The sequence below is a fragment of the Arthrobacter sp. Sr33 genome, assembly GCF_054511195.1.
Map to the genome: position 1 here is coordinate 92,779 of NZ_JBTNDD010000010.1, position 18,395 is coordinate 111,173.

Consider the following 18,395-nt stretch of genomic DNA (forward strand, 5'->3'; position numbering starts at 1 on the left):
GTGGCTAGGCTGCGATCCGCTGCGGGTGCGTGTAGCAGTTCAGTGAGGTGCCGCGGCTGAAGCCCACCAGGGTGATGCCGGTTTCCTCGGCGAGGTCGGCAGCCAACGACGACGGCGCGCTGACGGCCGACAGCACGGGGATCCCCGCAAGCTGCGCCTTCTGCACCAGCTCGAAGGAGGCCCGCCCGGACACCTGGAGGATGGTTCCCTTCAGGGGGAGCATTCCCTCCCGCAGCGCCCAGCCCACCACCTTATCGACCGCGTTGTGCCGGCCCACGTCCTCACGAAGGCATAACAATTCGCCGTCGCGGGTGAACAGCCCCGCAGCGTGCACGCCACCGGTCGAGTCGAACAGCTTTTGTGATTCACGCAACCGGTCGGGCAGCCCGGCGAGCGCCGGGAGCGTGACCTGGGCGTCGTCGTCGTGCACGTCAAAACGGGACGACTTGCGCACCGCATCGATCGAGGCTGTACCGCAGATTCCACAGGAACTGGACGTGTACACATGGCGTTCCATCGTGGTGTCCGGAAGTACCACATCGGGTCTGAGCTGGGATTCGACCACGTTGAAGGTCTGCTGACCGGCGTCGTCCACTCCTGCACAGTAGCGGAGACTGACCAGCTGCCCGGGCTCCCAGACGATGCCCTCAGAGACCAGGAATCCTGCCACCAGGTCAAAGTCGTCGCCGGGTGTGCGCATGGTCACCGAAAAAGACTTTGCTCCCAAGCGGATCTCCAGCGGTTCCTCACCGGCGAGAATATCCTCGCGCCGGCTGATGCCATTTTCGGTTGCGCCGAGGCGGAACCGGGTGATCTGGCGGCGCTGACTGACGCGCTTCTTCAATTTGCACTCCTACCGTTGTCCTAGGATGAGACTAGTGGACTTCTGACCCTAGGATGTGATGGCTATGGCGACTCGTGCGCCCAAAGATGGAATCAACGAAGCCGAAATTGAGGTCGGTAAGCCCAAGAGAAAAGCGGTGGGACTTCCCGCCGTTCTGAACTCCCTGAAGATTTCCCTGGACCAGATGGGTCCGGTGCGCAGCGCGCAGACGCTGCTGGCAGTGAACCAGGTAAAGGGTTTCGACTGCATGGGCTGCGCCTGGCCCGAGGGTGACAAACGGCACACCGCCGAGTTCTGCGAAAACGGCGCCAAGGCTGTCGCCGAAGAAGCGACGCGCCGCATCGTGACGCCGTCGTTCTTCGAGAAGCACTCGGTTGCCGAGCTCAACGAGCGCGATGAGTACTGGCTGGGCCAGCAGGGCCGCATCACCCATCCCATGCTCCTGGAAGAGGGTGGCACCCATTACCGTCCGGTGAGCTGGGATCAGGCCTACGACATCATCGTCGAAGAGCTGGCGGCACTGGACAGTCCCGACGAAGCGGTCTTCTACACCTCCGGCCGTACCTCCAACGAGGCGGCATTCCTGTACCAGTTGATGGTGCGTGGTATCGGCACCAACAACCTGCCGGACTGCTCGAACATGTGCCACGAGTCCTCGGGCTCCGCGCTGACCCAGACCATCGGCATCGGTAAGGGGACGGTGTCCCTCGAAGACGTCGACAAGGCCCCGCTGATCCTGGTCGCGGGCCAGAACCCGGGCACCAACCACCCCCGCATGCTGACGTCGCTGGAAAAGGCGAAGAAGAACGGCGGGCAGATCGTCGCGATCAACCCGCTGCCCGAGGCTGGGCTGCTGCGCTTCGAAAATCCGCAGAAGATCTCCGGCATCCTCGGCACCAGGTTCGGCGGCGGCACCCAGCTCTCCGACGATTTCCTCCAGATCCGCCTCGGCGGCGACCAGGCCCTGTTCCAGGGTCTCGGCAAGTACCTGCTGGAGCAGGAGGAGAAGACCGGGACGGTTTTCGACCACGAGTTCATCAAGGAACACACCACTGGCCTGGAAGAGTACCTGCAGGAACTGCGTGACGTGTCCTGGGACGAGATCGTCGAGGCCAGCGGAATCGCCAAGTCTCAGATCACCTCGGTCGGCGATCGGATGATCGCGTCCCCCGGCACCGTGGTGTGCTGGGCGATGGGTCTGACCCAGCACAAGCACTCGGTGAAGACACTGCGCGACGTCGTCAACGTCCTCCTGTTGCAGGGCAATATCGGGAAGCCTGGAGCGGGCGTCTGCCCGGTCCGGGGACACTCAAACGTGCAGGGCGACCGCACCATGGGCATCTTCGAGCGCATGCCCGACGGTTTCCACGACAGTCTGGACTCGCACTTCAACTTCGCGTCGCCGCGTAAGCACGGCGTCGATGTTGTTGCGGCGATCCGTTCCATGCGCGACGGCGGCGCGAAGGTCTTCATGGCGATGGGAGGCAACTTTGTGCGCGCCACTCCGGACTCCGATGTGACCGACAAGGCGCTCCGCAACACGCGCCTGACCGTACAGGTGTCGACGAAGATGAACCGTTCGCACCTGATCACCGGCCGTCGTGCCTTGATTCTGCCGGCCCTGGGCCGGACGGATCGGGACACCCAGGCCACCGGCGACCAGCGGGTGACGGTCGAAGACTCGATGAGTGCGGTGCATGCCTCGCGTGGACGGCTTCGTCCCCCGGGACCGGATGTGCGCTCGGAGATCTCGATCGTGTGTGAGCTCGGTGACCGGTTGTTCGCTCGCCCGGAGAGCCCGTTCCGCGACAACGCCCCGCAGATCGACTGGGTTGCGGCGCAGGCCGACTACTCGGTCATCCGTAACCACATTGAGGCGGTCATCCCTGGCTTCGAGGATTACAACACCCGGATTGAAACGGGTGGGTTCGTCCTGCCGAATGGTCCCCGTGACGGCCGGAAGTTCACCACTCCGTCCGGCAAGGCGGTCTTCACCGGCAACGCCCTCGAGTACCCGAAGATCCCCGAGGGGCGGCTGCTGCTGCAGACCCTACGGTCGCACGATCAGTACAACACGACGATCTACGGCAAGGATGACCGGTACCGCGGCATCCACGGCGGACGACGTGTGGTGCTGGTGCATGCGGACGATCTGGCAGCTGCTGGGATCGCCGAAGGAGAAATGGTGAACCTGGTCTCGCAGTTCTCCGATGGCGTTGAGCGCCGGGCCGAGAACTTCCGGGCGGTCACCTACGCCACCCCGCGGGGCTGCGCGGCCGCCTACTACCCCGAGACCAACGTGCTGGTGCCGTTGGATTCCACGGCTGACGTCAGTGGGACACCGACGTCCAAGTCGGTCATCATCCGGCTTGAGAAGATCGCCTGAGCTGAACCGCTCTGAGCCTAAAACACCGGCGCCCCCATTCAGCTGAATGAGGGCGCCGGTGTTTTATCAGGTGGAGTTTTAGCTGATCCACGGCAGGCGCAGCGCTGGCAACCTGTCTCCCGCAACGCAGCCGTCAGCCGGCACCACCATGACCCCGGCCGCGGAGGCGAGGCCTCTCAGCATGCCGGAGCGCTGGTGAGTAGCCGCGACGGCCCGGCCGGATTCCAGCCGGTAGGGCACCACCCGGCTCCGACCGGGAAGTTCATCGAATGCTTCCCCGACGGTAACTTCGTCGGTTTCGGGGAACGGCGCTCCGCGCAGGCCTGCCAGCAGCGGGCCCACCACGGTAAACATGGCCATCATCGCGGCCAGGGGATTGCCGGGGAGACCTACCAGGAACCGGCCGTCCTGCAGTCGGGCCAGCAGCGTGGGGTGGCCGGGCCGCATCGCGATGCCGTCAATGATGAACTCTGCCTCGAGCGTCTCCAACGCGCGCCTGATGTGGTCAGCCGAGGAACTGCCCGTCCCGCCGGTGGTGATGAGGACGTCACCGGAGGCGCGAGCGAGGGAGAGTTCATCGAGCGCTTCGGCGCTGATGGCGGCGACGACGTCGTCGAGGTCATCCTTGGCACGGCCCGAGGTGTCGACGTGCCCACCCATCATCTGGACCAGACCGGGAAGCTGGGGACCAAACGTGTCACGGACCTGCCCCGGCTCGGGGAGCCCGGCTTCGATGACCTCGTCGCCGGTCAGCAGCAAGGACACCCGCGGTGCCCTCAGCACTGGAAGGTTGTCGTAGCCACAGACCGCGGCCAGGGCAATCTGGGCCGGGTTCAGGGTGACGTTCGCGGGAATGGTCTCGCTGCCCTGAGGGGCCTCCTCGCCGGCCGGTCGGATGTGTTCCTGGGGCCTCGGCTCGTCCGGCCGGGCCCGCTCGTTGCGGTCCAGGGAATCACCGCGGACGGCGCCGTGCTCCATCCGGAGGATCCCGGTGGTCCCCTCCGGTACCACGCCGCCGGTCAGGATGAATGTCGCCTCACCGGGAACCAGCGGTCCCGCACCCGAATCCTGGTGCGGGGCAGGACGCGACCAGGGGTGCTCTTCCTTTGGTGCATGACTAACCAGTTGCCACGGTGGATTGCCGTTGACTGCCCAACCGTCCATGGCCGACGACGCGTAGTGCGGGATGGCCTGTAAAGCCGTGACCGGCTCAGCCAGTGTTTGTCCAAGCGCTTCGGAGAGCGGGACTGTCTGGTTGGCCATTGGCGTTCCGGCGTCGTAGGCGACGCGTCGCGCCTGCTCCCAGTCGAGGTTCCGGCCGGTGGAGTTGTCGGTGGCAGTATCACTCACTGGGGATTCACTCATGGGGGATTCGCTCACTGGGCCTCCGCCGTTGGTGGGGTGGCCGCGTCTTCGGTGGGACACTGGCGACGGGCAGCCTCAATCGCTGACTCCATGGCTACCGCCTCGGTAGCCTGCTGGCTGGCCACGGCGAGGCCAGCGGCATAGCCAGCAATGAAGGTGGTCAGCGGCGCTGCCGGGCGCACTATTGAATGGGCTGCGTCCCCCGCGAGGGAAAGGATGGCATCGATATCGATGGTGGTGCCCTGAAGCTCGAAGGCCTCAATGAGTTGGGCACTCCATTCCTGAAGGATCTGATCCTGTTTTTTCATCGCTGCTCCTGAATCTAGGTCGGTGCTGTGCCTGAGACACCGAGGGATTGAGCGTCAGCCCAGGTGTCGACGTCGGCGGTACTGCCCGGCCGAACGTCAATTGCTCTCCATTGCACCCTAGCAAGGAGTGCCTTCATCGATAGATTCTGGGCCCCTCCGGAGGCGTGGATCTCCTGCACCGCTAACCGCAGGTCAGCAAAACGGTAGAGGGCGGCCAGCGGCTGGTCCCGGCCGCCGTCGTGCGCCATCGCCGAGGAATCCGGACGATCGACCGCCGCTTTCAGAAGCGAAGGAATCGCCTCCGCGATGCGCGGCATGTCGCACGCCAGCACCAGCAGCCACGGTGTCGAGTCGTCCTGTAAATGGTCGACGGCGGCAGCCAGCGCCGCGGCCGGCCCGCCGAACGGTGGCGACTCGCGGACAAACTCGCGCGACACCGGTCGAGCCCGGAAGGTTGCGCCTTCGACGTCGTCTGGCCCGACGACGACGATCCGTCGTGCAGCTGCCGCGGCCTGACAGGTCAGGTCAAGCAGGCTTTGCCCCTTGTGCTCGAGATGGGCCTTGGGTGTACCTCCCAGGCGTGAGGATCTGCCACCCGAGAGCACTACGGCATTGAAGGCAACGGGTACCTGAGCGCTCAAGCGGCGCTCTCCGACCGGAGGAAGGCGCTCCACTGCGGGGCTGGCTTCTCGATCTCACGGAAGTGGTGGGATGGACCTCGGGGCGGTTGTGGGGTGACCCCCAGCTGCCACCCCAGAGAGGCGAGCGTCTTGTCACCCTTGTCGTTGTTGCACCTGAGGCAGCAGGCTACGAGGTTTTCCCAGCTGGAGTCCCCGCCGCGGGAGCGTGGATACACGTGATCGATGGTGGAGGCGCTTTTGCCGCAGTAGGCGCACAGATGGTTGTCGCGGCGCAGCACACCCCTGCGGGTGACCACAAGACTTTGCCGGTAGGGGATTTTCACGTACCGGTTCAGCAGGATGACCGAGGGGCGCCCGAGAATCTCATTGGGTCCGATGACCGGTTCCTCCCCTTCCGCGACGACGCTGGCTTTGCCGGCCAGCACAAGGACCAGCGCCCGGCGGAAGGTCACTACCGCCAGCGGCTCATATCCAGCATTCAGAACGAGAGTGCGCATGCACATTCCTCTTTGCCGATCAGGCCTCTACCCCTATCGCCGGGGTCGCAGGCCGAAATCCTGACTCCTTTTGAGTAAGGGTAGTTCGGCTGACGCTCGGTTAGCTAATTTTGATGGAGCTGGTCCACGCGTGTCGTCGCGGACCGATCGCCTTGACAGTCCGGGCGGCTGCCAGACGCACAAAAAGACCCGGAGGAAATTCCTCCGGGTCTTTTGTCGTCATGCGGGGTGTTCCTAGCCGCCGACGCGGATGAAGACTGGGCCCGAACCAAGGTCGGCTGGAGCGACCACAGTCTGGTTGCCGTTGAACCCACCGTGGACTGCCTGGCCGCCACCGATGTACACAGCGATGTGGGCCACTCCGGCTCCGCCATCTGTGTAGTAGATGAGGTCACCTGGGATGGCTTCGCCGGCGCTGACCGTGCGTCCGAGGGACAGGTACCCGGCTGGCCAGCCGTGGAAGTTGATCCCTGCTGCTGCCAGGGCGTTGCTCACCAGACGGGTGCAGTCCTGGGTGACTCCCAGCTGAGCCTGTGCTGCGGCCGCGATTGTTGCTGCCTTCCCTGAGGATGCGGCTGGGGCTTTCTGCGCGACGGGGGCCTCGGCTGCCGGAGCGGCCTGTGCTGGAGTGGTCCGGACGGGCGCTTCCGGCTCGACGTTCACTGCAGGTGTTACGGTAACCGGCTCTACGGTTTCGGGCTCAGCGGCCGGGGCCACGGCCGGAGCCTCTTCGATCTCCACAACGGTCTCAGCCTGAACAGTGACTGCTGGGGCTTCGACGACTGCTGGGGCTGCTACGGCTTTGACCGGGGTGCGGTTGAACGCAATGTCGGCGTCTGCGGGAGCTTCGACGGCGGCTGGAGCGGCCTGGATCTCCAGCGCGGAGGTCAGGGTGGTCCGTTCGGCTGATTCGAGGGAGAGCTCAGCAGCGTTGGCCGATACCCCACCGGTCAGGACAAGGCCTGATGCTGCGGCGATTACAGCTGCCTGACGGCCCATGCCGCCAGCGTTCTCGGTTACTGCTTTGGCCAGAGCCGAGAAGTTGGTGTTGTGGCGCTTATCGGCACGGTGACGTGCAATAGCTGTGCGAGTTGTCATTTTTGCGTTCTCCAGGGTTCGGTGTGGTCTTAGCTAACGCGGACGAAGCTAGCGCCGGGGAGGTCGGAAAGGGAATGGAGGTCGGTGTTCATGCCGTTCAGGCCACCGCTGATGACTTGGCCGTTTCCGACGTAGATGGCTACGTGGCCGGCGGTGATTACCAGGTCGCCCGCCGCTGGAGAGCCAACAACTGATCCGAAGGCGAAGAAATCGCCAGGCGCAATGTCGCCAACGGACTTGCCGACGGAGCGAAGTGCCTTCTCAACCATGGCGGTGCAGTCCTGCCCGACACCGATCTGGGAGTAGGCGGATCCGACCAGACCAGCGGCGATGTTACCGGAAGGGGCAGCCTTGGGGGCTGGCTTTTCGGCTGCGGGCGTCTGGGCTGGCGCAGCTGGTGCGACTACTGCTTCTGCTGCGGGCGCCTCAACTGGCGCTGCCTCGACTGGCGCTGCTTCCTGCACGGCGGGCTCTGCCACCATTTCGGCTACCGGCTCAGCGGCGGCTGTTATTGGCTCGATGACGTCGGCCTGCACCTCGACGACTGGAGCAGCTACGGCGGCGGGCGTCGCCGACACGGCTGCACGCTCGAAGGTGATCTCGGCGGTGGCGGGAGCGCTTACGGCGTCAGCCGTAGCAGCAATCGAGATCAGGGGGGTGGAGAGCTGAACGACACGCTCGGACTCACCGAACCCGTGGGCTGGCAGTCCGGCGGTCAGGACGAGCCCTGACGCTGCGACGATGACTGCTGCCTGGCGGCCGACGGAACCAGCGTTCGAGGAGACGGCGCTTGAGATGGCTGTCAGGGGGCTGGTGTGCGTACGGGCGGCCCTGTGGCGGCCCAGAGAAGAGCTAGTTGACACGTTCGATTGCCTCTCCCAATTGCCTGCGAGGTGAGCTGTCGGATTCGGATGGGAGTCACCCGGCCCTCTGATTCCCAGTGGAATCAGACGACTTAACCCCAAGGATTTCTTGCGAAATCCACTAATTGGTTCCCCCGCCTCTGCCATGCGAATTGTGCGAACGGAACCTCAGGCAGTGGCAGAGCTAGGCGATCTGCTCGAGGGTGCCAAACCTATTAGAATTTGGCACGAGATTGACGGTACATGAGATTGACCGCAATGTCACATTCCGGTCACGAAACGGTGTGTCCTTGGTTACAGCCAGCCCATGGGGTCCACGGCCTGACCGTCAACCATCACTTCAAAATGCAGGTGGCAGCCGGTGGATGCACCGGTACTACCGCTCTGGGCGACAACCTCACCGCGGTCCACTGACTGCCCCTCCTGGACACTGCTGGACGAGAGATGGTTGTACGTGGATTCGAGCCCGTTGCCGTGATCGATGACCACGCGGTTTCCACCGCCATAGGGGTGCCAGCTGGCAAAGGTGACAGTGCCGGACGCTGCCGCGAACACTTCAGTGCCGCACGAGCTGCTGAAGTCCTGACCTGAGTGGAGTTCCCCACCCAAACCGGTAATCGGGCTGACCCGGTAACCGAACGGGGACGTGACAATCAGCTTGTCCATGGGAGCTGACAGGGAGCCGCGGGCCGCTGCAGGTACAGCCGCTGAGTCTGCAGCGGTCATGATCTCGCTGAGCTTGGCGTCTGCGTCAAAGGTGCTCTGCAATGCGGTGCGGCTGAAGTCGACCAGCGCCGCGTCGGGAACGCTGATTTCCCGGGGCGCAACAGTCGCCTGCACGGTGGGCGCAACGGCTACGGCGGCCGCATTGTCGTCCTGCGGGGCCGTCCCCGCGGTGGTGGGTAGCGTAACGGTCAGCACCAGCCCGGACGCGGCGGCGGCGATGGCGAATTTTTGGCTCATCCCGGTGAGCGAAAAGTCGCCCCTGACCCGGGTTGCTCGTCGTCGTCGTTCGAGTCGTTGCGCGTCCCGAGGACGCACGGCAGGTACTGGGGCGCCGGCACGGCGGCGTCCCGAAGCATGGTGCTTCGACAAAGGGTCCCTTTCGTATATGCCTGCGAAGTTAGCTGTCGGATTCGAGTTCGGGAAGAAACTCGGCCCTGACCGGTCCGCCGAAGCAGCACCGCGTCCGGACTTCACCCCAAGGCGGCTTATCAGCCGCCGTCTGATGGGTCCTCCGCCCCTGTCACGGGTCTCAGCATCCAAATCCGCTGACAGGGTTAGGCGTGCGGTTTGGATAACGCTGATGTATCAACGTCAGCTTTCCATCATCCACGACCAGAAGCAAAAGAGATACGTTCGTTATCTTTTCCTGTGGATAACTTGCGGCAATATTGTGCCGTGGAGGGTTAGAGAGCCGGCCCGGCGACCGACACGAACACGTGTGCGGCGACCTCCGGCGGGAGCTCCAGCGCGCCCTCGATACCCTCGACCCTGACCGACACATAGTCGCCGGCCGCCTGCACGCCGATGACCGTTCCGGGCCGCAACCCACCCTCATCGAGTTGGGAGAGCAGTTCCGGGTCCACCTGAATGGGCTCGGCCAACCGGATAAGGGTAATCACTGACCCCTGAGGATTGGCGCCGATCACCGACAGGAGGCTGCGGACACCGTCGGTGAAGCCTTGGGTTGGCGGGCCGCCCAGGGCCTCAAGCCCCGGAATAGGGTTGCCGTATGGAGACTCGGTGGGCTTCCCCAGCAGCTCGTACAACCGCTGTTCAACCCGCTCGCTCATCACGTGCTCCCAGCGGCAGGCCTCTTCGTGGACATAAGCCCAATCCAGGCCAATCACGTCGGAGAGGAGACGTTCGGCGAGGCGGTGCTTGCGCATCACCCCGATGGCGCGACGGCGGCCAAGGTCAGTGAATTCGAGGTGGCGATCGCCCGAGACAATCACCAGCCCGTCGCGCTCCATCCGGCCGATGGTCTGGGAGACGGTGGGACCGGAATGGCGGAGCCGTTCAGCGATCCGGGCGCGGAGGGCAACAATGTTTTCCTCCTCCAGTTCCAGGATGGTCCGCAGATACATCTCAGTGGTATCGATGAGGTCCGTCATGCGGTTCAGCTCCTAGGCACTGGTGCGGGATGGAACAGCGGGCAGCTTTCGCGGTGGGAGCGCGGCACATATCGCCAGCGCCGAACACAAGTTCTACGCTCACCAAGGTTAACCCATTTACCAGAGGCCGCGGCAATCAGCGGCAACCGGGTGCCCGGTCGGGACATGTTCACAAATGCCACCAGGGGCGGGTAGTGCGGCAGAATGTATCCCGTCTTGTGTCGCACGCTTACCCCCTTGGAGAGACCATGAGCATTTCCCCGGACCAATTGATCCCCGCTGGCCTCCTTCCCGCCGACGGGCGTTTCGGAGCAGGCCCGTCGAAGGTGCGCGACGAGCAGATGGAGGCCCTCGCGCAGGCCGGACGGACCCTGCTTGGCACGTCCCACCGTCAGGCGCCGGTGCGCAACCTTGTCGGTTCGGTCCGGGAAGGCCTGAGCCAGCTGTTCAACGCGCCGGCCGGCTACGAGGTGGTGCTGGGCGTTGGTGGGTCAACAGCGTTCTGGGATGTGGCATCCTTCGGGCTGGTGCAGGACAAGGCCCAGCACCTGTCGTTCGGGGAATTCGGGGCGAAGTTCGCTTCCGCCACCAACAAGGCGCCCTTCCTCCAGGCATCCTCGGTGATCACCTCGGCCCCGGGGACGCGCCCCACCCCTGAAGCGGAAACAGGCGTGGACGTCTACGCCTGGCCGCAGAACGAGACCTCCACCGGTGTGGCAGCACCGGTGCACCGGGTCGACGGCGCCGCACCGGATGCCTTGGTCCTCATCGACGCGACGTCGGCCGCCGGCGGCCTGGACGTGGATGTCAGTGGGTCCGACGTCTACTATTTCGCTCCCCAGAAAAACTTCGCGTCCGACGGCGGCCTGTGGCTTGGCCTGTTCTCGCCGGCCGCGCTGGAGCGCGCAGCCCGGATCGCGGCGACCGACCGCTGGATCCCTGATTTCCTGAACCTCCAGACGGCCATCGACAACTCTTTACTGAACCAGACCTACAACACCCCGTCCCTGGCCACCCTGGTGACTCTCAACGCCCAGGTCGAATGGTTGAACCAGAGCGGCGGTCTCGAGTTCGCTGCGGCCCGCACCGCGGAGTCCGCGGGGCGGGTCTACCAGTGGGCGGAAGCGTCCGACGTCGCCACCCCCTTCGTCACCCGCGCCGAGGACCGCTCCAATGTCATTACGACCATCGACTTCGACGACTCCGTTGACGCTGCGTCACTCGCGAAGGTGTTGCGCGCCAACGGCATTGTCGACGTCGAGCCGTACCGGAAGCTGGGCCGGAACCAGCTGCGCATCGCGACGTTCGTCTCGATTGAACCGGACGATATTTCAGCCCTGCTGGCCTGCATCGACTTCGTGATCGGCGGACGCTAGCCCTCCGCCGCCCCTAAGATCCCAAAAGCCTGTGGCTGGACCGGATCTTAGGGATCGGTGAGAGGTTTGCCGAAGTCAGTTTCAATCCGCAGCCGACGCCGCGGGGCCGGATCGTAGCGAAGCCGTAGATGGTGGGCCCGCCAGGCCCAGATCATTCCCGCCAGCGCCGCAATGATGCCGGCCGCTGCGGCGACGGCGAGGCTCCACCGTGGACCAAAAGTGTTGGAGACCAGGCCGACGATTGGTGCGCCGAGCGGTGTGCCGCCGAGGAAAATGGCGAAATACAGCGCCATGACCCTGCCGCGCATCACCTGCTCGGTGGTGGTCTGGACGTACGCATTGGCACTGGTCATGAGTGTCAGCGCGAACAGGCCCACCGGGATCAGGGTGAGACCGAACAGCCAGACCGTGGGCGCCAGCGCTGCTGCGGCACAGGCGACCCCGAAAGCTGCTGCCGCCCCGTAAATGAACCGTAGCCTCGGTTTGCTGCGGCGGGCCGAGAGCAGAGCGCCCGCTACCGAGCCGACGGCCATCACCGATGACAGCACGCCGAACACTCCGGCGCCACTGTTGAACTCGGTGCGTGCCATCGCCGCGATGTAGACGGCAAAGTTGAGTCCGAAGGTGCCGACGATGAAGATCGCGAGCATCACCATCATCAGGTCGGGCCGGTTACGCACATATCTGAAGCCCTCCCGAATCCGGCCCTTGCCCGGCGGAGACTTCTCCAGGACTCGCAACTCGGACCGTCTGATGGTCATCAGCACAAAGATCATGGCGCCGAACGTGAGCGCGTTGATCATGAATACCCAGCCGGGGCCCACCGCCACGGTGAGCAGACCCGCCACCGCTGGGCCAACCATCCGCGCACCGTTGAAAGAGGCGCTATTCAAAGCGACTGCGTTGGGGAGATAGTCGTCCCTGACCAATTCGGAGACGAAGGTCTGCCGTGCTGGCGCGTCGACCGCGGAGACGAATCCGAGGGCGAGGGCAAAGGCGTACACATGCCAGAGTTCGGCCACCCCGAGCACCACCATCAGCCCGAGTCCGACGCCGAGTGCCGCCATCGAGAGCTGGGTGATAATCAGTAGTTTCCGCCGGTCCACCGAGTCTGCGATCAGACCTGCCCAGGGGGCGACGAGCAGTTGGGGGCCGAGCTGGAGCGCCATGACAATGCCCATGGCTGCTGCATCCTGATCGGTGAGGATGTCATACACCAGCCAGTCCTGGGCGGTGCGTTGCATCCAGGTGCCGATGTTGGAGACCAGTGCTCCGAAAAACCAGACCCGGTAGTTATGGATATGCAGCGAGCGGAACATCCCCATCAGGTGAGTTCCGCTCGGTCTCGTCCGCAACTACCCTGAGTCAACTGGTTATTCTCCTCCAGCAGCGTCAGGGGAAACTGATTCGTCCTTGGCGGAGTCCTCGGGGCGTACCCGCTCGGCCCAGGGAATCCAGGGTGGGGACAGCAATGACGTCTCGGACGGCAGCAGGCCAACCTCGGAGATCGTCGGCTCCTTACCGCGGGGTACCCGGGCCAGGGTGGCAAACCAGTGCCAGCCGCCGTAGCCGGGCAGGTGGGCTTCGAACCGGTGGGTCACCACCCGTTCGGCGTCGGGATAGGCGCCCACATGGGTGCCGACCTGCCCCTGCTCGGCAATCTCATTCACACCATTTCGCGCGAATTCCACAGCATCCGCCAATAGAGCGTCGGGCTTGGACGGCTTCCGGGGTGCACGACGTTTCGGCGGAACCACTGCGTCGTCGTCCGCCTCCGCGATCGCTGGGTCAGCGACGTCCGCTGAATGAGCGACGATTTCCAGGTCTGAATCCACGATCTGGCCTACGCGTCCAGATCGTCCGCGACCGCGCGGAGGACCGCTGCGACCTTGCCGGCGTGCGACTTGTCGGGGTACCGGCCGCGGCGCAGCCCATTGGAGACGTCGTCGAGCAACTTGATGAGGTCCTCGGTGATCACGGCCATATCATCGGCGCTTTTACGTGTTGCCTTCGCAACCGAGGCCGGCGCCTCGAGGATGCGGGCGGAGAGCGCCTGAAGTCCCTTGCGGCCGTCGGCGACGCCGAACTCCAGTTTGGTGCCCACCTTCACCTCGGTCACTCCTGCGGGCAGCGCCGAGGCATGAAGGAAGACCTCCTGACCGTCGTCGGTAGCCAGGAAACCAAAACCCTTTTCAGCGTCAAACCACTTGACCTTGCCAATAGGCACGTCGTTACCTCGTTCTGTAGGTGCTGCGTCGGACACTGCTGTGACCGTGCCGATCCTTGGAAAAGGATCTGGTGCCCATGTCCTTGCGGCGGGGCCAGCGTCTCGTCGGGAAAGTCTCTGCCTTCCAGAATATCCTCTCTACCAGTGTGCTTCATGAAAGGGGCACACCTTGTACGCTGTTAGCGTTATGGCAAATACCTCACCCCGCCCCCTTCCAGACCACGGATCCAGCACTCCGGAGCGGAACCTGCCGCGCCTGATCCTGATGGTGACAGCAGTGGCCCTGGCGATCATCGGCTTGCTTTCGCTTACTGCCGTGCTGATCACTGCCTTTTTCCAGGGCACCGTGTGGCCAGGCTTTGTTGCCGGAGCCTACATCTGCCTTCCGGTGGCCTTTATCCTCATGATCCTCATGGTGATCTCGGGAATTCGGACCCGCAGGCGGGCCTGACTCCAGCTCCTGCCGCGGGCTCCCACCGGGTGATCGGGCGGGGCGAGCACAGGCAAACGGGGTAACGTTGTCATAATGTCCGCTATCCGCGATCTGGCCACCGATTTGGCTGCACGCAGCGACGCACGGCTCCGTGACCTTCTCACAGCGCGCCCGGACCTCGTTCTCCCACCGGTCCCCGATTTTGCCGCCCTCGCCGCCCGCGCTTCCACCCGGGTCAGCGTCCAGCGGGCGCTGGAAAACCTGAGCGAACCCCAGCTGGACGTGCTCACTGCCGTGCAGCTTTCAACTCATGGTGACACCGGGCAAAGCACCACTGCGGCCTGGCTCCGGTCGGACATCAAGGGGTCGACCGTGAAGATCCTGGACGGATTCCTGGCCCATTTACATGCGCTCGCTCTGCTCCGCCGCGCCCCGGCCCCGCCGGAGGCTTCGGCCGCTGACCAGAACCGCCGGTTCTACCTTCCCGTTGCCTCCCTGACCGAGGCCCTGGGCCCCTACCCTGCCGGGCTGGGCCGGGAGATCACCCAGCTGGTCCGACTTCTCCCCGGGTACGCCAAACAGCTGCCCGTCGGCGTCGACCGGCTCCGCAAGCTCGGGCTGGAGATCGGTGAGGCCACCACAGCCGGCGCCGCAGCCGAGGTCCTCCACGACGTCGTTTCGACTCCCGCCGGCTGGGAGGCCCTGCTGTCCCTGGCACCCGAACGCACCAGGGACCTGCTCGGCAAATTCAGTGTCTCGGCGGTCGGTGCCTCCCCGGTGAGCGCTGAGGACCCGGGTTCACCGATTCAGTGGTTACTCACCCACGGGCTCCTCGCCCGCCTGGATGCGAGCCATGTTGAACTCCCCCGCGCCGTGGGACGGGCAGCGCGTGGTCATTCCATCATCGAACAGCTGCGCTGTGACCCCCCGGTTCCCGAGCTTCGAACCATCCGGAACAGTCTGCGGGATAACGCCGCGCACAGCGCGGTCGCCGAAACCCTCCGTCTGGTCACCGATCTCGTCGCAGCCGTCGAGGTTTCCCCGATCACCACGTTGCGGTCCGGTGGGGTGGGCGTCCGGGAAATCCGGCGGCTCGCCGATGCCCTGCGGGTCGACACCGAGCAGGCTGCCTGGCTGGTGGAGCTCGCGGCCCTCGCCGGCCTGTTGGTACTCGACGTCGACACCTCCCGTTGGCGCATTGAACCAGGCACTCTCTGGCTGGCGCAGGACCGGGTGGAGCAGTGGCACCGTCTGGCGACCACGTGGCTGGATGCGCAACGCGCGCCGTCGTTGGTAGGAACCCAGCTCACCGCCGGTGCCACGGTGAACGCTTTGGCGGCCGAGGCCGGCCGACCCGACGCCCCCCACATCCGGTCCCGGATGCTGGCGGCGCTGGCTGCCCTCAGCGACGACGCCAGCGGGCACCCAATTGACGGCGCCATGTCGGCCGTATTGCAGACCCGCGACGTCGTTGAGTGGCTTACGTGGAGCCAGCCGCGCCTGCAGCGGCGCTTTGCCCGGCTGGTTCCGGGCATGCTCACGGAGGCGTCCCGCCTTGGCCTGATGGGGTCCGGCGCATTGACTGAGCTAGGCTCCCTGACCGCAGCCGGCAGGCACGACGACGCCGCCGCCGTCCTGCGCGGCGCCTTGCCCGCCCCGCTGCGGCACTTCATGTTGCAGGCAGACCTGACCGCTGTTGCCCCCGGATATCTCGAGCCCGAGGTCGCCACCGAGTTGGCCCTCCTTTCCACCCCCGAGGGCCAGGGGCCGGCCAGCATCTACCGGTTCTCGGCGGAGTCGCTGCGCCGCGCGTTCGACGACGGCCAGGATGCGTCGACGATTCTGTCGTTCCTGGCACGCCATTCGGCCACCGACGTTCCACAGCCGTTGAAGTACCTGGTCGACGACACCGCGTCGAGGTACGGCCGCCTCCGGGTGGGCAGGGCCAGCAGCTATGTTCGCAGCGACGATGATGCGGCGCTTTCAGCCCTCCTGACCGATCCCCGGGCCGCAGCACTTGGCCTGGTGCAGCTCGCGCCGACAGTCGTGATTTCCCAGGCGTCCGGGCCGGAGCTCGCGGCGGTCCTGCGTGACCTGGGGTACGCACCCGCCCTCGAGGGCTTGGCTGTGCCATCCAGTCCCGGACGGTCCGGCCCCGCAGGCGGGCCGGGAAGCGTGACGGCGGCGTCGTCGCGGGTGACGTTGAACCCCTGGACCCTCTCATCGGAGGACATCGCCAACCAGGTGGCAGTGCTTCGCGGTGCCGGGGTGGCGCCTGCGGACGGAATGTCGACCACTGAGAGTGACACCCTGCTGGGGCTCGAGACCCTCCGCAAGGCAATCCGGCTCCGACGCCCGGTCCGGCTCGGGTTCGCCGACAGCCAGGGGAATTCCACCCGGCAGGTCCTTGTTCCACTATCTGTATCCGGCGGCAGGGTCCGGGTCATTGACCCGGCCAACGAGGTCGAAAAAGTCGTCTCGATCCACCGGATCATGGACGTTGAACTACTTTCCATCGATGAAGGGGCAGTAACTGATGCCTGACGGCCCGTTGATCGTCCAAAGCGACAAAACCATCCTGCTTGAGGTGGACCACGAACAATCCACCGAAGCACGGCACGCGATCGCGGCGTTCGCTGAGCTGGAACGCGCCCCTGAACACGTCCACAGCTATCGGCTGACTCCGCTCGGGCTGTGGAATGCCCGTGCGGCAGGGCTCGACGCCGAGCATGTCCTCGACACCCTGCTGAAATACTCACGGTTCCCGGTACCCCACGCACTGCTGATGGACATCGAAGAGACCATGTCACGGTACGGGCGGCTCCGCCTTGAGAAGGACGACCAGCATGGGCTGGTCCTGCGCACCAACGACTACCCGGTCCTTGAAGAGGTGCTGCACGCCAAGAAAATCCAGCCCCTGCTGGGCCCGCGTATCGACGGAGAAACGGTGGTGGTGCACTCCTCCCAGCGCGGTCAGCTCAAACAGTTGCTTCTGAAGCTGGGCTGGCCGGCGGAGGACTTTGCCGGCTATGTGGATGGCAAACCCCACCCCATCGCCCTGCTCGAGGACGGGTGGACGCTGCGCCCCTATCAGAAGCTGGCCATGGAAAACTTCTGGTCGGGCGGCTCGGGCGTCGTCGTACTCCCCTGCGGTGCGGGCAAAACCCTGGTGGGCGCTGCAGCGATGGCGACCTCCCAGACCACCACGTTGATCCTGGTCACCAACACCGTCTCCGCCCGCCAGTGGAAGGATGAGCTGCTGAAGCGCACATCCCTGACCGAGGACGAGATCGGTGAGTACTCGGGCGCGGTCAAGGAGATTCGGCCGGTCACCATAGCCACCTATCAGGTGCTGACGTTGCGGCGGGGTGGCCTCTACCCGCACCTCGAACTCCTCGACGCGAATGACTGGGGGCTGATCGTCTATGACGAGGTGCACCTGTTGCCTGCCCCAATCTTCCGCATGACAGCCGATCTGCAGGCACGACGCCGACTCGGCCTGACCGCGACCCTGGTCAGGGAGGATGGCCGGGAGGGCGAAGTGTTCTCCCTCATCGGCCCCAAACGCTACGACGCCCCCTGGAAGGACATCGAGGCGCAGGGCTACATCGCGCCGGCCGACTGTGTGGAGGTGCGAGTGGATCTGCCGCGCGACGAGCGGGTTGCCTACGCGATGGCCGAGGACGGCGACAAGTACCGCCTGTGCGCCACGTCGGAGACCAAAAGCGGCGTGGTCGAAAAGCTGGTCGCCTCGCACCAGGGCGAGCAGCTGCTGGTAATCGGTCAGTACATCGACCAGCTGGACGAGCTCGGCGAGCGCCTGAATGCCCCGGTGATCAAGGGGGACACTTCCGTGAAGGAACGGCAGCGGCTGTTTGGTGAGTTCCGCAACGGGGAAATCCACACTCTTGTGGTGTCGAAGGTAGCCAACTTTTCCATCGACCTCCCCGAGGCCTCGGTCGCCATCCAGGTGTCCGGGTCCTTTGGATCCCGGCAGGAGGAAGCTCAACGACTGGGTCGCCTGCTGCGCCCCAAGGCCGATGGTCGGGCCGCAAGGTTCTACACCGTGGTCGCGCGGGACACGATTGATCAGGACTTCGCCGCAAAACGGCAACGGTTCCTGGCCGAGCAGGGCTATGCCTACCGGATCATGGACGCCGCGGACATTCCTCAGGGCTGACATACGGGAAGCTTTCACGCACTATCCAGACAACTCCCAGTGTCTGGGAGGATACTGGGA

Annotated in this window: 17 protein-coding genes and 2 riboswitches; of the genes, 5 read left to right on the plus strand and 12 right to left on the minus strand. The window is 64.8% G+C overall.

Going from position 1 to position 18,395, the window contains the following annotated elements; all coding sequences use genetic code 11:
- Positions 1 to 4: 4 nt before the first annotated feature.
- Positions 5 to 844, minus strand: coding sequence for a formate dehydrogenase accessory sulfurtransferase FdhD (fdhD, locus tag ACX80T_RS13625; protein WP_019483840.1), 840 nt, complete (start codon positions 842 to 844; stop codon positions 5 to 7).
- A 64-nt stretch (positions 845 to 908) separates the two neighbouring features.
- On the opposite strand from fdhD, the gene ACX80T_RS13630 reads away from it, so the two are divergent.
- A complete protein-coding gene (locus ACX80T_RS13630; protein ID WP_019483839.1) occupies positions 909 to 3,230 on the plus strand; it encodes an FdhF/YdeP family oxidoreductase in 2,322 nt (773 codons plus the stop codon).
- A gap of 78 nt (positions 3,231 to 3,308) precedes the next feature.
- Here the strand turns inward: ACX80T_RS13630 and ACX80T_RS13635 are convergent, their stop codons facing one another.
- The 8 genes from ACX80T_RS13635 to ACX80T_RS13670 form a co-directional block, all read right to left on the minus strand.
- Positions 3,309 to 4,595 (minus strand): molybdopterin molybdotransferase MoeA, encoded by a 1,287-nt coding sequence (locus tag ACX80T_RS13635; RefSeq protein ID WP_156809121.1) that lies wholly within the window; start codon positions 4,593 to 4,595, stop codon positions 3,309 to 3,311.
- Between the two features lie 11 nt (positions 4,596 to 4,606).
- Complete coding sequence (locus ACX80T_RS13640) at positions 4,607 to 4,903, minus strand: DUF6457 domain-containing protein (protein ID WP_019483837.1); 297 nt, start codon at positions 4,901 to 4,903, stop codon at positions 4,607 to 4,609.
- Between the two features lie 14 nt (positions 4,904 to 4,917).
- Entirely contained in the window at positions 4,918 to 5,544 is a 627-nt protein-coding gene (mobA, locus tag ACX80T_RS13645; protein ID WP_019483836.1) for a molybdenum cofactor guanylyltransferase, read from the minus strand.
- On the minus strand, positions 5,541 to 6,041 hold the full coding sequence (locus tag ACX80T_RS13650; RefSeq protein ID WP_019483835.1) for an HNH endonuclease: 501 nt from the start codon (positions 6,039 to 6,041) through the stop codon (positions 5,541 to 5,543). Before ACX80T_RS13650 ends, mobA begins: the two co-directional genes overlap by 4 nt.
- Before the next feature lie 234 nt (positions 6,042 to 6,275).
- Complete coding sequence (locus ACX80T_RS13655; RefSeq protein WP_019483834.1) at positions 6,276 to 7,139, minus strand: NlpC/P60 family protein; 864 nt, start codon at positions 7,137 to 7,139, stop codon at positions 6,276 to 6,278.
- Between the two features lie 29 nt (positions 7,140 to 7,168).
- Entirely contained in the window at positions 7,169 to 8,002 is an 834-nt protein-coding gene (locus ACX80T_RS13660; RefSeq protein WP_019483833.1) for an NlpC/P60 family protein, read from the minus strand.
- A 5-nt stretch (positions 8,003 to 8,007) separates the two neighbouring features.
- A riboswitch (cyclic di-AMP (ydaO/yuaA leader) is annotated at positions 8,008 to 8,171 on the minus strand.
- A 125-nt stretch (positions 8,172 to 8,296) separates the two neighbouring features.
- Complete coding sequence (locus ACX80T_RS13665; protein ID WP_459304670.1) at positions 8,297 to 9,097, minus strand: M23 family metallopeptidase; 801 nt, start codon at positions 9,095 to 9,097, stop codon at positions 8,297 to 8,299.
- Positions 9,098 to 9,099: 2 nt separating this feature from the next.
- Positions 9,100 to 9,273, minus strand: a riboswitch (cyclic di-AMP (ydaO/yuaA leader).
- Positions 9,274 to 9,411: 138 nt separating this feature from the next.
- Complete coding sequence (locus ACX80T_RS13670; RefSeq protein WP_459304671.1) at positions 9,412 to 10,119, minus strand: metal-dependent transcriptional regulator; 708 nt, start codon at positions 10,117 to 10,119, stop codon at positions 9,412 to 9,414.
- A gap of 248 nt (positions 10,120 to 10,367) precedes the next feature.
- On the opposite strand from ACX80T_RS13670, the gene serC reads away from it, so the two are divergent.
- Entirely contained in the window at positions 10,368 to 11,495 is a 1,128-nt protein-coding gene (gene serC / locus ACX80T_RS13675; protein ID WP_459304672.1) for a phosphoserine transaminase, read from the plus strand.
- Between the two features lie 47 nt (positions 11,496 to 11,542).
- Here serC and ACX80T_RS13680 read toward each other — a convergent pair whose 3' ends face one another.
- Genes ACX80T_RS13680 through ACX80T_RS13690 form a run of 3 tightly spaced genes read right to left on the minus strand, consistent with a single transcriptional unit; the run spans position 11,543 to position 13,722 of the window.
- A complete protein-coding gene (locus ACX80T_RS13680; protein ID WP_116778151.1) occupies positions 11,543 to 12,820 on the minus strand; it encodes an MFS transporter in 1,278 nt (425 codons plus the stop codon).
- Positions 12,821 to 12,868: 48 nt separating this feature from the next.
- Positions 12,869 to 13,330 carry a DUF3027 domain-containing protein gene (locus ACX80T_RS13685; RefSeq protein WP_459304673.1) on the minus strand — a complete coding sequence of 154 codons (462 nt, stop codon included), beginning with the start codon at positions 13,328 to 13,330 and terminating at the stop codon, positions 12,869 to 12,871.
- An 8-nt stretch (positions 13,331 to 13,338) separates the two neighbouring features.
- On the minus strand, positions 13,339 to 13,722 hold the full coding sequence (locus ACX80T_RS13690; RefSeq protein WP_019483828.1) for a cold-shock protein: 384 nt from the start codon (positions 13,720 to 13,722) through the stop codon (positions 13,339 to 13,341).
- A 187-nt stretch (positions 13,723 to 13,909) separates the two neighbouring features.
- On the opposite strand from ACX80T_RS13690, the gene ACX80T_RS13695 reads away from it, so the two are divergent.
- The 3 genes from ACX80T_RS13695 (at position 13,910) to ACX80T_RS13705 (ending at position 18,335) form a co-directional block, all read left to right on the plus strand.
- A complete protein-coding gene (locus ACX80T_RS13695; protein ID WP_024477371.1) occupies positions 13,910 to 14,173 on the plus strand; it encodes a hypothetical protein in 264 nt (87 codons plus the stop codon).
- A 75-nt stretch (positions 14,174 to 14,248) separates the two neighbouring features.
- Positions 14,249 to 16,699 (plus strand): helicase-associated domain-containing protein, encoded by a 2,451-nt coding sequence (locus ACX80T_RS13700; protein WP_459304675.1) that lies wholly within the window; start codon positions 14,249 to 14,251, stop codon positions 16,697 to 16,699.
- The gene (locus tag ACX80T_RS13705) at positions 16,692 to 18,335 is read left to right on the plus strand and encodes a DNA repair helicase XPB (protein WP_459304676.1); all 1,644 of its coding nucleotides are present in this window, start codon (positions 16,692 to 16,694) and stop codon (positions 18,333 to 18,335) included. Before ACX80T_RS13700 ends, ACX80T_RS13705 begins: the two co-directional genes overlap by 8 nt.
- Positions 18,336 to 18,395: the final 60 nt, after the last annotated feature.